This window comes from Sulfitobacter pontiacus (genome assembly GCF_040790665.1).
In the GTDB taxonomy this organism is placed as follows: domain Bacteria; phylum Pseudomonadota; class Alphaproteobacteria; order Rhodobacterales; family Rhodobacteraceae; genus Sulfitobacter; species Sulfitobacter pontiacus.
The window spans coordinates 2008972-2023996 of record NZ_CP160849.1 but is presented as its reverse complement, the minus strand read 5'-3'; the positions used below and the strand labels follow the sequence as shown (position 1 = coordinate 2023996).

Annotated in this window: 13 protein-coding genes; 9 read left to right on the top strand and 4 right to left on the bottom strand. The window is 62.3% G+C overall.

The window, feature by feature from the left end; genetic code table 11:
• The first annotated feature begins 72 nt into the window (after window positions 1-72).
• The 9 genes from AB1495_RS09975 to AB1495_RS09935 all read left to right on the top strand — a co-directional run bounded on the left by AB1495_RS09975 (window position 73) and on the right by AB1495_RS09935 (window position 8479).
• Complete coding sequence (locus AB1495_RS09975; RefSeq protein ID WP_009826323.1) at window positions 73-1155, top strand: ABC transporter permease; 1083 nt, start codon at window positions 73-75, stop codon at window positions 1153-1155.
• The gene (locus tag AB1495_RS09970) at window positions 1155-2075 is read left to right on the top strand and encodes an ABC transporter permease (RefSeq protein WP_074635361.1); all 921 of its coding nucleotides are present in this window, start codon (window positions 1155-1157) and stop codon (window positions 2073-2075) included. Before AB1495_RS09975 ends, AB1495_RS09970 begins: the two co-directional genes overlap by 1 nt.
• 52 nt (window positions 2076-2127) lie before the next feature.
• On the top strand, window positions 2128-3201 hold the full coding sequence (locus AB1495_RS09965; RefSeq protein ID WP_005852062.1) for a BMP family ABC transporter substrate-binding protein: 1074 nt from the start codon (window positions 2128-2130) through the stop codon (window positions 3199-3201).
• Between the two features lie 132 nt (window positions 3202-3333).
• The gene (locus AB1495_RS09960; RefSeq protein ID WP_074635360.1) at window positions 3334-3699 is read left to right on the top strand and encodes a hypothetical protein; all 366 of its coding nucleotides are present in this window, start codon (window positions 3334-3336) and stop codon (window positions 3697-3699) included.
• Window positions 3700-3767: 68 nt separating this feature from the next.
• Window positions 3768-5153, top strand: coding sequence for a PepSY domain-containing protein (locus tag AB1495_RS09955; protein WP_074635358.1), 1386 nt, complete (start codon window positions 3768-3770; stop codon window positions 5151-5153).
• Window positions 5154-5240: 87 nt separating this feature from the next.
• Window positions 5241-5855, top strand: a complete 615-nt coding sequence (locus AB1495_RS09950) for a glutathione S-transferase family protein (protein WP_074635356.1) — start codon at window positions 5241-5243, stop codon at window positions 5853-5855.
• Window positions 5856-5959: 104 nt separating this feature from the next.
• Window positions 5960-7045: an FAD-binding oxidoreductase gene (locus tag AB1495_RS09945; RefSeq protein WP_074635354.1), complete on the top strand. Its 1086-nt coding sequence runs from the start codon at window positions 5960-5962 to the stop codon at window positions 7043-7045.
• Window positions 7042-7692, top strand: coding sequence for a DUF938 domain-containing protein (locus tag AB1495_RS09940; protein WP_074635352.1), 651 nt, complete (start codon window positions 7042-7044; stop codon window positions 7690-7692). Before AB1495_RS09945 ends, AB1495_RS09940 begins: the two co-directional genes overlap by 4 nt.
• 4 nt (window positions 7693-7696) lie before the next feature.
• Complete coding sequence (locus tag AB1495_RS09935) at window positions 7697-8479, top strand: GH25 family lysozyme (protein ID WP_074635351.1); 783 nt, start codon at window positions 7697-7699, stop codon at window positions 8477-8479.
• Between the two features lie 42 nt (window positions 8480-8521).
• Here AB1495_RS09935 and AB1495_RS09930 read toward each other — a convergent pair whose 3' ends face one another.
• From AB1495_RS09930 to ggt, 4 genes are all read right to left on the bottom strand, one after another.
• Window positions 8522-9010, bottom strand: coding sequence for a hypothetical protein (locus tag AB1495_RS09930; protein WP_197145929.1), 489 nt, complete (start codon window positions 9008-9010; stop codon window positions 8522-8524).
• A gap of 62 nt (window positions 9011-9072) precedes the next feature.
• Window positions 9073-11565: an FAD-dependent oxidoreductase gene (locus AB1495_RS09925; protein ID WP_074635349.1), complete on the bottom strand. Its 2493-nt coding sequence runs from the start codon at window positions 11563-11565 to the stop codon at window positions 9073-9075.
• A gap of 206 nt (window positions 11566-11771) precedes the next feature.
• Entirely contained in the window at window positions 11772-13184 is a 1413-nt protein-coding gene (locus AB1495_RS09920; RefSeq protein ID WP_074635347.1) for an FAD-binding oxidoreductase, read from the bottom strand.
• 30 nt (window positions 13185-13214) lie between these two features.
• The gene (gene ggt / locus AB1495_RS09915; protein WP_367581963.1) at window positions 13215-14879 is read right to left on the bottom strand and encodes a gamma-glutamyltransferase; all 1665 of its coding nucleotides are present in this window, start codon (window positions 14877-14879) and stop codon (window positions 13215-13217) included.
• Window positions 14880-15025 lie beyond the last annotated feature (146 nt).

Genomic DNA, 15025 nt, shown 5'->3' with positions numbered 1-15025 from the left:
GGTTTCACACCCCCACACCCCCGTGGAGTTTACCTTGCAAAATGAAGCAGATGACAAGAACTGGGGCGCGGCATGATGCGGCTTGAGAAACGGCCGCAGGCCAGCCGGGCGTTTTCCTATGCAACGCCGGTTCTGGCGGTGATTGCCACGATGGTTTTTGGCGGCGCGCTGTTCGCGGTGCTTGGCAAAGACCCTGTCGCGTCGATCATGACGATTTTCTGGGAGCCGCTGTTCGGCGATTTCGCCTTTTACTATCGCCCGCAACTGCTGGTGAAAGGAGCACCCTTGGTCTTGATCGCCATTGGCCTGTCGCTGGGGTTCAAGGCGGGGATATGGAACATCGGGGCCGAGGGCCAGTACATCATGGGGGCCATTTGCGGTGCCGGTGCAGGTCTGGCCTTCTACCCCGCGGAGAGTGTTTTTATCTTTCCGGTGATGGTGCTTGCAGGCGCGCTTGGCGGATGGGTCTGGGCCATGATCCCTGCCGTGCTCAAGGTCAAGTTCGGGACGAACGAGATTCTCGTGTCATTGATGCTGGTCTATGTGGCGGAACAATTCCTCGCCTCTGTCAGCCTTGGGTTGCTGAAAAACCCCGAAGGCTTCGGCTTTCCGGGCAGCCGCAACCTGCAGCAATATGCATCGGCCCATAATGGCGAGTTGATCGCGGGATCGGGGATGCATTGGGGGGTGGTTGCGGCGCTGATCGCGGTGATCTTTGCCTATGTCTTATTGGCGCGGCACCGGTTGGGCTTTGCCATCCGCGTGACCGGCGAGGCACCGCGGGCGGCGCGGTTTTCTGGCGTGAACCCGACGCGACTGGTTTTGTTCTGCATGGGCATGTCGGGTCTGCTGGCCGGTCTGGCAGGGATGTTCGAGGTAGCGGGCCCTGCGGGGCAGATCACCATCGATTTCAACGTGGGCTACGGGTTCACCGCGATCATCGTCGCCTTTCTGGGGCGGTTGCATCCGGTGGGTATCCTGCTGGCCGGTGGCCTGATGGCGCTGACCTATATCGGGGGTGACATCGCGCAAAGCCAGTTGGGATTGCCTGCCGCCGCCATTCAGGTGTTTCAGGGGATGTTGCTGTTCTTCCTGCTCGCCTTTGATCTTTTCACCCATTACCGGCTGCGCCTTGGCCGGACGGAGGTCGCGTAATGGATCTGTCTGCAATCAATCCGGTGCTCTTTGTCGCTGGCTTTCTGGTAGCGGCGACGCCACTGATCTTTGCCGCTTTGGGCGAGTTGGTGGTCGAGAAATCCGGCGTGCTGAACCTTGGGGTCGAAGGGATGATGATCATCGGCGCGATCTGCGGTTTTGCGACCGCCGTTGAGACCGGATCGCCCCTATTGGGCTTTGCCGCCGCGGCCGTGGGGGGCGCGTTGCTGAGCCTGCTGTTCGCCTTCCTGACGCAGATCACATTGGCCAATCAGGTCGCATCGGGCTTGGCGCTGACGCTGTTCGGGCTGGGGTTTTCGGCATTGCTGGGGCAAAGCTATGTCGGGATCAAACCACCGCGCCTGCCGGATGTGAACTTTGGCCCGCTGCATGACATCCCCGTCATCGGGCCGATCTTCTTTTCCCATGACATTATTCTGTACTTGGGCTTTGCGCTGGTCGTCGCCGTTTGGGCAGTGCTGAAATTCACCCGCATGGGGCTGATCCTGCGCGCTGTCGGCGAAAGCCACGAGGCGGCCCACGCCCTTGGCTACAAGGTGGTGCGCATCCGTACGCTGGCGATCATGTTCGGCGGGGCCTGTGCCGGTCTGGGCGGGGCCTACATCAGCCTGATCCGTGTGCCCCAATGGACAGAAGGCATGACCGCAGGTGTGGGCTGGATCGCCCTTGCGCTGGTGGTTTTTGCCAGCTGGAAGCCCTGGCGGCTGTTGCTGGGTGCCTATCTTTTTGGCGGTATCACGCAGCTTCAGCTGAATCTGCAAGGCGCGGGCGTTGCCATTCCGGTCGAGTATCTGGCAATGTCGCCCTACATCATCACCATCCTTGTGCTGGTGATCCTTTCCGCGGATAAAAGCGCTGCGCCGGCATCGCTGGGCCGCACTTTCCACGCCTCTCACTAGGGGCCTATCTTCAAGCGCCGGATAAAAGGCGCGTTACTCAGGGGACTACGTTATGAAATTCACCACACTTATGGCCAGCGCGGCACTGGCGCTTGGGCTTGCGGGCGGCGCATATGCCCAAGACAAGACCAAAGTCGGTTTTGTCTTTGTTGGCCCCGTCGGCGATGGCGGCTGGACCTATGAACACAACCAGGGCCGTCTGGCAGTCGAGAAAGAATTCGGCGACGCTGTCGAAACCGTCTTTGTTGAAAACGTGGCCGAGGGCCCCGATTCCGAGCGTGTGATGACGCAGATGGCGTTGGACGGCGCGGACCTGATCTTTACCACGTCTTTTGGCTATATGGACCCGACCATCAACGTCGCGGGCAAATTCCCGGATGTGAAATTCGAACACGCCACCGGCTACAAGCGTGCCGACAACGTGTCGACCTATTCCGCGCGTTTCTACGAAGGTCGCGCCATTCAGGGTCACATCGCGGGCAAGATGACCAAATCGAACATTATCGGCTATATCGGGTCCTTCCCGATCCCCGAAGTGATCCGGGGCATCAACTCGGCCTATATTCACGCCAAGAAGGTGAACCCCGATGTCGAGTTCAAGATCGTCTGGGCCTACACATGGTTTGACCCCGCCAAAGAAGCAGACGCCGCCAAGGTTCTGATCGAACAGGGTGCGGATGTTGTCTTGCAGCACACCGATTCCACAGCACCTCAGGCGGCGGCGCAAGAAGCGGGCGACGTGATCACCTTTGGTCAGGCGTCCGACATGGCGCAATACGCGCCCAAGCCGCGCGTCTCGTCGATCATTGACGATTGGGCCCCCTATTACATCGCCCGCACCAAAGCGGTCATGGATGGCACATGGGAAAGCAAAGACACATGGGACGGCATCGGTGCCGGCATGGTTGGTATCGGCGAGATTACGGACGCCGTGCCTGCTGACGTGAAAGAAGAAGCGCTGGCGCTGAAAGCATCGATCGCGGATGGGTCCTACCACCCGTTCACCGGCCCGCTGAAAAAGCAGGACGGTTCCGATTTCCTGGCGGAAGGCGAAACAGCCGATGACGGCACGCTGGCGGGCATGAACTTCTATGTCGAAGGCATCAAGGGCGACATTCCGAACTAAGCCGGACACTGACCTGACACGATCAAAGGCCTCGCATCCGCGGGGCCTTTTTTGTTGCGAAATCAGCGCGGTGCCCCGTCTTCCGACAAAACGCATCTGGTGCGGGGCATTCAAGCTGCCTACAGAAGGTACATGCGCTTTCTGCCCGCCTTCCCCTGCCAGCTGCTTGCCACCGTTCTGGTGCTGCTGTCGCTTGCGACATCGGGGTTTGCGCATCGTTTCGCGCCCGTAGACCTGTCGCCCGAGCTGCAAGCCTATGTTGCGAATGGCGGCGCGCTGGCGGACCTCTGCGGCACTGGTGATAGCCCGCACTCAGGCAATATGGCCGATTGCAAGACCTGCCGTCTGATCGGTGCCATGGCACTGCCCAAGGCAGTCGTCGGCCTGCCCGTTCCGGTGCTTGAGAAAACGCAAACCCTGCGCTTTGTGGCGAAACGGCTGCTGCACACGCGCAAGCCTGACCCCAGCCGGCTGACCCGCGCCCCGCCCCAAGTCTGAACATCCATCCCATCTGTTCATTCTTTCCGCCTGCCGATGATGCAGGCCCTTAGGCTTGGAGCCCTCATATGACGACCCCCACCCAAACCACGCAACCCGACGGCGGCGTGAACAAACTCTACTTTGCTGCATGGCGCTGGCATTTCTATGCCGGGCTGTTCGTGCTGCCCTTTCTGTCGGTTCTTGCCATAACCGGCATGGCAATGCTGTGGATCGCCTGGATTGACGGGCGCGACGGTGAATTTACCCCGGTGACCGTGCAGGAAACCGTTCTGTCGGTCTCGGCACAGTCGCAAGCCGCGGTCGAGGCCGTGCCCGGCGGCACGCTGGTGCAATATGTGGCCCCACGCGCGCCTGATCTGGCGGCCCTGTTCCGCGTGGACCACGATGGGGATGCGGTGATGGTTGCGGTTGATCCCTATACGGCTAAGGTGATCGAGAGCTTTCCGCGTCGGTCCGGCTGGTACGATTTCGCGGATGGCATCCACAGTGATCTGATGCTGGGGGTGACCGGTGATCGCATGATTGAAGCCGCGGCCTCGATCGCCTTGGTGCTGATTGCCACGGGGCTTTATATGTGGTGGCCGCGTGGTGCAGGCTGGCGCGGAACGCTGGTGCCACGTTTCACCAAGGGCCGTGCGATGTGGAAGTCGCTGCATGGTGTTGTGGGCATATGGGTATCGGCCTTTCTGGTGCTGTTCCTGATCTCGGGCCTGTCCTGGGCGGGCATCTGGGGCGGCAAGATGGTGCAAGCCTGGAGCCAGTTCCCCGCCGAGAAATGGGATGCCGTGCCCCTCTCGGACGACATCCACGCCAGCATGAACCACCACCGCCGCGAGGTGCCTTGGGCGCTGGAACAGACGCCGATGCCTGCCTCTGGCAGCGCGGCTGGGGCTGCGGGGGTTGCAGGGGCCGTCACGATTGACAGCATCGATGCATTGGCGCGCGAGATCGGCTTTGACGCGCGCTATCAGATGAACCTGCCGCAGAACGATACCGGCGTCTGGACGCTGAGCCGCGATTCCATGAACACCGACAGCACCGACCCGATGGCGGACCGCACCGTGCATATCGACCAGCACAGCGGCAATATCCTCGCCGATGTGCGCTATGCCGATTATTCGCTTGCGGGCAAAGCCATGGCAGTGGGGATTGCGCTGCACATGGGCACCTTGGGGCTGCTGAGCGTGCTGGCCAATACGCTGGTCTGCCTGTCGGTGCTGTTCCTCTGCGTCAGTGCGCTGGTGCTTTGGTGGAAGCGTCGCCCTACCGCCGCTGGCCGCCTGTCCGCCCCGCCCATGCCGTCAGAGCTGCCGTTGTGGCAGGGTGCCGTGCTGGTCGGGCTGTTCGTGTCGATGGCCTTCCCCATGGCCGGGGCCGTGCTGCTGAGCGTGCTGGCGGTCGATGTGTTGATCCTGTCGCGCCTACCCGCGCTGCGCCACCGTCTGACCTGACCTCAAGCCCCCGCGCCGCTTGTCAAATACGGCGCGGGGGATGCATGCCCACTACCCATCCGCCTGCAACACGCTATCATCAGCGTCATGATCAAAATCCACCACCTGAACCGGTCCCGCTCTCATCGCATTTTGTGGCTGCTCGAAGAAATCGGCGCGCCTTATGATGTCATCCCCTATACCCGCAATGCCAAGACCAACCTCGCCCCGCCCGAACTAAAGCTCGTGCACCCCTTGGGCAAATCCCCCATGGTCGAGATCGACGGCACGCTGATCGCCGAGAGCGCGGCCATCACCGAGGTGCTTTGCACCCGTTTCGCGCCGCAGATGATCCCCGATCGTGACAGCGCCGCCTATTTGCAGCACCTTGAACTGATGCATTTCGCCGAAGGGTCCGCGATGACGCCGATCCTGCTGAACCTCTATGTCAGCCGTTTGGGCGACGCCGGTGCACCGCTGCATCCGCGCATCGCGTCTGAACTGGACAACCACTATCGCTATATGAACAGCCGCGTGCGGGCCTCGGGGCATTTTGTGCAGGATACATTGTCGGCGGCGGATATCATGCTCAGCTTTCCGGCAGAGATCGCGATGCAGCAGGGCCGCGCCAAGGATTATCCCGCACTCGCTGGCTTTGTCGAGATGATCCACGCGCGCCCCGCCTATGGTCGCGCCACCGCGCGCGGCAAGACCGATGCCTAACCGCGCGGTTGCACGTCCCACCGGCCCATGTCACCCATAATCAAAGAGCTTGGGGCCGGCGGGACAGGCCTGCGCGAAACCAGTGCAAGGGACAGGGGGTACCTATGACAGAAAGCACATCCGATATCCTTGTCATCGGCGGCGGCATCGCGGGCATCTCGGCCGCGGCGCGCCTGTCTGGTGATGCAAAAGTCACGGTGATTGAAGGGGAAAAAGCGCTTGGCTATCACGCCTCTGGCCGGTCGGCCGCGCTGATCGAAGAGAATTACGGTGCGCCCTCTGTGCAGGCGCTGAACAAGGCCACCGTCGACTATCTGCGCGACGGCGGCTACCTGTCCCCGCGCGGCCTGATGATCATCGCCGACCGCCACGAGGAAGAGGCGTTTCACAGCGATCTCGCCCATATGGGGGTCGAACAGATCACCCCCGACGATGCGCTCCGCCTTGTGCCGATCCTGGCCGCCGAGCGCATCGCCTTTGCCGGCTACCACGCTGACGCCCATGATATTGATACCGACCGTCTGCTGCAGGATTTCGCCAAGGAGCTGCGCGGCAATGGCGGGCGGATTGAAACCGGGCATCCCATCACATCCATCACCCGCACGGGCAATACGTGGAAGGTCACCGCAGGCCCGCACATCCATCACGCCGCAAAACTGGTCAACGCCGCCGGAGCCTGGGCCGACCAGATCGCCATTCTGGCTGGTGTGCCCCCCATCGGCATCACCCCCTACCGCCGGTCCATGGCCCGCATTGCGGCACCGGGCGGGCATGACCTGTCGCGCTGGCCGATGTTTTTTGGCGTGGGCGAAACATGGTACGCCAAGCCTGACGCGGGCGCGCTGCTGATCTCGCCCGCCGATGAGGACGCGACCGAACCGCAGGACGCATGGGCCGACGACATGGTGCTGGCCGAAGGGCTGGAGCGGTATCAGAACATGGTCGCCGTGCCGCTGACGAAACCCATCGCGACATGGGCGGGGCTGCGCAGCTTTGCCGTGGACCGCACGTTGGTGCTGGGTCCCGATCCCGCCCAGCCCGACTTCATCTGGAGCGCGGGACAAGGCGGGTACGGTTTCCAGACCAGCGCCGCCGCCTCGCAACTGGTGGCCGATCTGACCCTCGGCAACGCGCCGTCGCTACCCGATCCCGTGGTCGAGGCACTGCGCCCCGATAGGCTGCGCGCATGACAGCCAAGCTTCCCCCAAGCGCCAGCGTCGCTCTGCCCACCCGCGGTGCCATGCTGCACGCCCCCGCCGCCGACCGGAACAAAGACGCCCTGTGTGACCTGCTGCGTGACCATGCACCTCAGACAGGTCGCGCGCTCGAGATTGCCAGCGGGACGGGGCAACATATTGCCGCCTTCGCCCGCGCCCTACCCGATTTGCACTGGCAGCCGACCGAGCCCGCCCCCGACCGCCGCGCCAGCATCGACGCCTATATCGCCGAGGCCGGGCTGACCAACGTCGCCCCCGCCGCCCCGCTGGATGCAACAGCGGCGGGTTGGCACAAGCCATTGCCACCGCAAGACCTGATCTTCCTCGCCAACCTGCTACATCTGATCCCGACAGAGGCCGCACAGATGCTCATCACCGAAGCCGCGCTTGCGCTCGCCCCCGGTGGCACGTTGATCCTCTATGGTCCGTTCCGCCGGCAGGGTGTGCTCACCTCCGACGGAGATGCGAAATTCGACGCCGAGCTGCGCACCGCCGATCCTGCGATCGGGTACAAGGATACGGTCGACATCACGCGTTGGCTCAGCGATGCTGCACTAAGCCCGATCGACAGGATCGACATGCCCGCCAATAATCTGGCCTTTATCGCACGAAAGCCGTGACCCTATGCCCCGACTTCGCGTTCTTGCCCTCCTCTCTGCCCTTGCCCTTTCGGCCTGTGGTGCGCCGCAACTCTCGGTCCCTGTGGGGGATGTGACGGCGGCCAATTTCGGCGACCGCAAGCCGTTCGACTGGCCCGGCCAAAGCCCCGACCGCTATGCGGTGCACGGCATCGATGTGGCGCGCTTCCAGCAACCGCTGAACTGGGGCGAGGCCCGCGTCTCCGGCGTGAACTTCGCCTTCATCAAAGCCACCGAAGGCGGCGATCTGCTGGACCCGATGTTCCAGAACCACTGGGAGGGTGCCGGCCGCGCCGGTGTCGCCCGCGGGGCCTATCACTTCTACTATTTCTGCACGACGCCCGAGAAACAGGCCCGCTGGTTCATCGAAAACGTGCCCAAAGCGCCGGGCATGCTGCCCCCCGTGCTGGATCTGGAGTGGAACCCCTTTTCCCCCACCTGCACCCTGCGCCCGCCCGCCGATACCGTCCGCCGCAACGCGCAGACGTTCCTAAGCATCCTGCGCGCGCATTACGGGCAGCAGCCCGTCGTCTACACCACGCCGGAGTTCTATGCCCAGAATGACATGGGGCGTCTGCGCGGTGTTGAATTCTGGCTCCGCTCCACCGCCGCCCACCCGTCCGAGAAATACCCCGACGAGCGCTGGACCTTCTGGCAATACACCAGCACCGGCCGCGTCCCCGGAGCCGCCGGAGACATCGACATCAACGTCTATGCCGGTAGCCCCAGCAGCTGGGACAACTGGCTTTCGCGGCGTCAGGTGCGGTAAGGGAACGCCTGAGAGCATCGGACTGACGAGAAGATTTCCGCCTTAAATTTTCACACGAGTTAAAGTTAAGGTAACGTCGCGCACGTTTTGCCATGCCCACACCGCGTCGCGAAGATAAAATAAACGGCTGTTAGTATGGGTTGAAACACGGGTATTTTTCAGAACTAGATCGTGCGGAATAATCGCCGCCTTAAAAACGGAATAATCCGAAGAGAACAGCACACCGGCCAAGAAGTCAAACGGCTTGGCTTCCAGATTGCGCAGTGCAGACAATTGCCGCGAGGTATTCGAGGCCGTCAACCGGCGCGATTTTATTTGGTAACGTAAGCCGTCCCTGTCCAGCGCGTCATAGCCCTTCTCGGAACTGGCAGCCATGTCCCAGCCAAAAGCGCGACAAAACAGCGTTTCCGCATAGTCGCCCGCAGGGTTGTTGGATGACCGTACTGCGCCGCTTGACCTTAGCCTTGCCGACACTTCTGCATGCAGAGCAAGCAGGTCGGAAACCGATTTGTGTTCAAGTTCTGTTATCATGCCGTACCTGATATTACTTCGAATACGACAATGAGCGCCTTTAATTAAGAAACCATTAAGCGTCACCCATCCACACGGATCGTTGCGTTTTTTGGGTCGTAGGGGCTGTCCTCCACCACTTCGGCGTCCCATAGCTGGTCGAACATCTTGACCTTCAGCTTTGTGCCAACCACCGCGATGTCGGGTTTGACGTAGCCCATGCCGATGGATTTCCCGAAGGCCACCGAATACCCGCCCGAGGTCAGGCGGCCAACGCGGGTGTCGCCGTGATACAGCACTTCGCGGCCCCAAGGGTCTGCGTCGTCGGGCCCGTCGATCAGCAAGGTCACACATTTGCTGCGAATGCCATGGGCTTGCATTGCGTCCTTGCCGTGGAAGTCCTTGGACAGGTCGACAAAGCGCGGCAGATCGGCCTCTAGCGGGGTGGCATCGCGGCCCAGTTCATTGCCGAAAGCGCGGTAGGATTTCTCTTGCCGCAGCCAGTTCTGTGCCCGCGCGCCGACCAGTTTCATCTCGTGTTTCTCGCCCGCCTTCTCCAGCAGATCGAACAGGTGGTTCTGCATCTCTATCGGGTGGTGCAGTTCCCAGCCGAGCTCTCCGGTATAAGCGACGCGGATGGCGCGGACGGGGACCATCCCCAGCTCGATATTGCGCATGGTCAGCCAAGGGAACCGCTTATTGCTCAGCACCGTCTCGGGGTCCGCATCCTTGATGACCTCGTTCAGGACATCGCGCGATTTGGGGCCCGCGATGGCAAAGACACCCCATTGAGTGGTCACGTCATGGCATTCGACATACCCGAATTCGGGCGTTTTATCGGCGATGGCCTTGCGCAGGAAATCACTGTCATAGGCCGTCCAGGCCCCGGCGGACACAAGGTAGTATTCATCCTGAGCGAGCCGCACGATGGTATATTCGGTGCGCGTGGTGCCGTTGATTGTCAGCGCATAGGTCAGGTTGATGCGCCCGACGGAGGGCAACTTGTTGCAGGTGAACCAATCCAGAAAGGCAGTGGCCCCCGGCCCCTTGACCAGATGTTTGGTAAAGGCGGTCGCATCGATCAGGCCCACGCCCTCGCGGATCGCCTTGGCCTCATCGACCGCATGCTGCCACCAGCCGCCGCGCCGGAAGGACCGGCTGTCGTGGTCATTGAACCCCAGCGGCGCAAAGTAGTTCGGGCGTTCCCACCCGTTCACATGGCCGAACTGTGCGCCACGGGCGGCCTGACGGTCATAGGCAGGCGAGGTGCGCAAGGGCCGACACGCGGGGCGCTCCTCATCCGGGTGGTGCAGGATATAGACGTGCTCATAGGCCTCTTCGTTCTTGCGCGCGGCATATTCGGTGGTCATCCAGTCGCCATAGCGTTTGGGGTCCAGCGACGCCATGTCGATCTCGGCCTCGCCCTCGACCATCATCTGCGCAAGGTAGTAGCCCGTGCCCCCCGCAGCCGTGATCCCGAAAGAGAACCCTTCGGCCAGCCACATATTGCGCAGGCCGGGTGCCGGACCAACCAGCGGGTTGCCGTCGGGCGTATAGCAGATCGGCCCGTTGAAATCGTCCTTGAGGCCGGAGTCCGCACAAGACGGGACGCGGTCGGCCATGGCCATATACTGATCCGCGATCCGGTCCAGATCCAGCGGAAACAGATCGGCCCGGAAGCTGTCCGGCACCCCATATTCGAACCGTGCAGGCGCGCCGCGCTCATAGATGCCCAAAATCCAGCCGCCCCGCTCTTCGCGGGCGTAGGATTCATTGTCGGCGTCGCGCACGACCGGATGCTCCGGATTGCCGTCGGCGCGCCATTTGACCAGCTCGGGGTCCTGATCCATCACGATAAACGTATGTTCAACCGGAATGGCAGGCATCTTGATGCCCAGCATCTTGGCGGTGCGCTGCGCGTGGTTGCCGCTAGCGGTGACGACGTGCTCGGCGGTGATCACGACCTGCTCGTCCGAGGGGACAAGGTTCCCGCCCTTCTCGACCATCTTGGTGACGGTCACTTCCCATGCCGCGCCATTCCAGTGAAAGGCATCCGCCTGCCACTTACGCTCGATCGCCACGCCCCGCTGCCGCGCGCCCTTGGCCATCGCCATGGTGACATCGGCGGGATTAATGTAGCCATCGGTTTCGTGATACAGCGCACCTTTCAGATCGTCGGTCTTGATGAGCGGCCATTTTGCCTTGATCTCGTCCGGCGTCATGAAAGTATAGGGCACGCCGCAGGTCTCGGCGGTGGAGGCATAGAGCATGTATTCGTCCATGCGTTCGTCCGTCTGCGCCATACGCAGGTTCCCCACCACGGCAAAGCCCGCGTTCAGGCCGGTCTCTTCCTCAAGCGTCTTGTAGAACTTGATTGAATAGTCGTGGATGTGGGTCGTCGCATAGGACATGTTGAAATAGGGCAGCAACCCTGCCGCGTGCCATGTAGACCCCGAGGTCAGCTCGTCCCGCTCAAGCAACATCACATCATCCCATCCGGCGCGGGCCAGATGATAGGCAATCGACGTGCCAACGGCACCGCCGCCCACAACCAGTGCTTTGACTTGAGTTTTCATGAATCCAATGCTCCGCCAGAATAGGTCTTAGCGACATTTAGCAGCCCCCGCGCAAAACGCAGAACCCAGCCGACCAAAGACAGCACAAATGCGACCAACGTCGAAAAACTCGCGCGCAGGCCGCTTCCAAATGGTTAAAAATCCCCGCCGGAGGCATCGCATCCCTGCCCGTGGCAGGGATCGATATACCGCCCGCGCCGCCCCGACTACGCCAGGGATTCGGGAAGAATCTTGCCCGGGTTCATAATGTTATCGGGGTCCAGCGCCTGTTTGATCGCGCCCATGACGCCCACGGCCGCTCCCAGTTCCTTGACCAGATAGGGGCGTTTGCCCTGTCCGATGCCATGCTCTCCGGTGCATGTCCCCTCCATCGAGATCGCGAGCTCGTTGAGCCAGCTAATGAAATCTTCGGCGCGGGCGACTTCATCCGCGTCGTCCATATCCAGAAGCAGCGAGGCGTGGAAATTGCCATCGCCTGCGTGGCCGACGATGGGCGCGATCAGACCCAGCTCCGCCGCTTTGGCGTTCGCGCGGCCGACCGCTTCGGCCAGCCTTGAGATCGGCACACAAACGTCGGTCGCCACCGCCTTGCAGCCGGGGCGCAGGGCCAGCATCGCCCAATAGGCATCATGCCGCGCTTGCCACAGCTTGTTGCGTTCCTCCATCGTGGTGGTCGCCTGATAGTCGGTGCCGCCGTTTTCATCGGCGAGTGCGGCGAATGTTTCGGTCTGTTCGACCACACCAGCGTCAGAGCCATGGAACTCCAGCAGCAACATCGGCGTTTCGGGCAGCGACAGTTTGGCATAGCCATTCACCGCGCGCACGACCATCGCGTCCAGCAGCTCTATTCGTGCGACGGGCAGCCCGTATTGGATCACGTTTTGCACCGTTTCGCAGGCCGCCTCGACCGTGGGGAAGGAACAGCGGGCAGAGCTGATCGCCTCGGGGATGCCTTGTAGCTTCAACGTGATTTCGGTGATCACGCCCAATGTCCCTTCAGAGCCCACCATCAGACGCGTCAGATCGTAACCCGCAGATGATTTGCGGGCCCGTGCCCCGGTGCGGATCACCGTGCCATCGGCCATCACCGCCTCGACCGCCAGCACGTTGTCCTTCATCGTGCCATAGCGTACCGCGTTGGTGCCCGAGGCCCGCGTCGCCGTCATCCCGCCAAGCGAGGCATTGGCCCCGGGATCAATGGGAAAGAACAGGCCCTGATCCCGCAAATGGGTGTTCAGCGCCTCGCGGGTGACGCCGGGTTGCACGCGGCAATCCAGATCGCCGGCGTTGACCTCGACCACCGCGTCCATCTGCGTGACGTCAATCGACACGCCCCCCGCGGGCGCATTCACATGCCCTTCAAGCGAGGTGCCGGTGCCGAAGGCGATGACCGGCACCTTATGCGCGGCGCAGACCTTGACCACAGCCGCGACATCGTCGGTCGAACGGGCAAAGATCACGGCATCGGGGGCCTGATTTCTGATCCAGGTCGTCGTATGCCCGTGCTGTTCGCGGATCGCTTCGCCCGTCTGGAAGCGTTCGCCGAATTGCTGCTTGAGGATACCCAAAGCGGTGTCGATCCCGGTCTCGTTGCGGGGCATGTCGGTGGCCTGTGCCATATGGTCTTTCCTTTGGTTCAGAATGGGCGATCACTCGCCAAGGGCAATGCCTTCGCGGCGCGGGTCAGCCCCGCCGCGCAGGTCATCGCCAATCGAAATCATATGCAACCCCGAGGTCAGCGCGCGGGTGTTCACCTCATAGCCAAGCCCCATCAGCGCATCGGCCATCGCGGCGGCGTCGGTGCCTTCCTCAAGGTCGTAGGGGCCGAACCGGTTGATCGCATGGGGCAGTGCGGCGGCCTGTTGCACATCCATCCCCCAATCCAGATGCGCAATGATCGCGCCCGCGACATAGCCGATGATGCGGCTGCCACCGGGGCTGCCCACGGCCAGAACCGGCGCGCCATCCTTCATCACAATCGTCGGTGCCATCGACGAGCGCGGGCGTTTTCCCAGCTCGACCCGATTGGCAATCGGCACGCCATCGGTATGCGACCGGAAAGAGAAATCCGTCAGCTCGTTGTTCAACAAAAACCCGCGCACCATCAGTCGGCTCCCAAAGCCGTTTTCGATGGTGGTGGTCATGCTCGCGACATTGCCCATGCTGTCCACGATCGACACATGCGAGGTCGATGGCAGCTCGATAGAGATATCATCGGCAAAGTTTAGGGCATGGTCGAAAGCGGGCGCGCCCGCGGTGACTTCCGGCAGCGCATCGTCGCCCTGCAACAGCTTGGCGCGTTCCGCCAGATAGGATGGGTCGAGCATACCGGTCACCGGCACGGGCACATAATCGGTATCGGCCACATAGCGCCCCCGATCCGCAAAGGCGAGCCGCGAGGCATCGCCGATCAGCCGCAGCACATCTGCGTCCGCCGGTCCGGCGCTCAGGTCCGCGTTTTCCAGCAGCCCCAGTATTTGCCCAACGGCCAGCGCGCCAGAGGACGGCGGCCCCATGCCGCAGACCTCATGCCCGTGATAGGGCGCGCAAAGGGCGTCGCGTTCCTTGACCCGATAGATCGACAGATCGACCTCTGACAGCACACCGGGGTTGTTAGCCCCTTGGACAGCCCCCACGATGTCGCGCGCAATGTCGCCGGTATAGAAAGCCTCCACCCCGCGTTCAGCCATCGCCGCGACCGTGCGGGCATAATCGGGATTCTTGAGCGTATCGCCCGCCTGAACCGGCGTGCCGTTCGGCATGAAATAGGATGCTGTCGTTTCCGACGTTGCCAGCCGTTCGGCGTCATCAGCCACCAGCCCCGCAAGACGTGGGGACACGGCAAAGCCCTTCTCGGCCAAGGCGACAGAGGGGGCCAGCAGCTCGGCCCAGGGCTGGTTGCCCCATTTCTCATGCGCTGCGGCCATCAATGCAGGGGTGCCCGGCGTACCGACCGACCGCCCGCCAACGACGGCGTCAAAGAACCCTAGCGGCACACCTTGGTCGTCCTGAAACAATTGCGGCGTGACCGCCAGCGGCGCGGTTTCGCGCCCGTCCAGCGTGGTCAGCCTGCCCGATGCGGCGTCATACCAGACCAGAAACGCCCCGCCGCCCAGGCCAGAGCTTTGCGGCTCCACCAGCCCCAGCATCGCTTGGACGGCGACCAGCGCATCGGCAGCGGTGCCCCCCCGTGCCAGCACATCCGCCCCCGCCTGAACCGCATGAGGGTTGGCGGCGGCGACCATCCAGTTCTGGGCGATGACGGGTTTGCCAGCATCCTTAGCCTCGAAGGCGGCGGTGATCCGCGGCGACATGCCGGTAAAGCTGCCTTGGCTGGCACCTTCGGGCGCGACACTATCGGCGGCCTGTTGCGCGAAAGCGGCCCCGCTTACAAAACATGGGGTAATCGCTCTGTCACTCCGCGTTTCGTCATGGCATCGAAATGTTTTTTCTCCGGTAT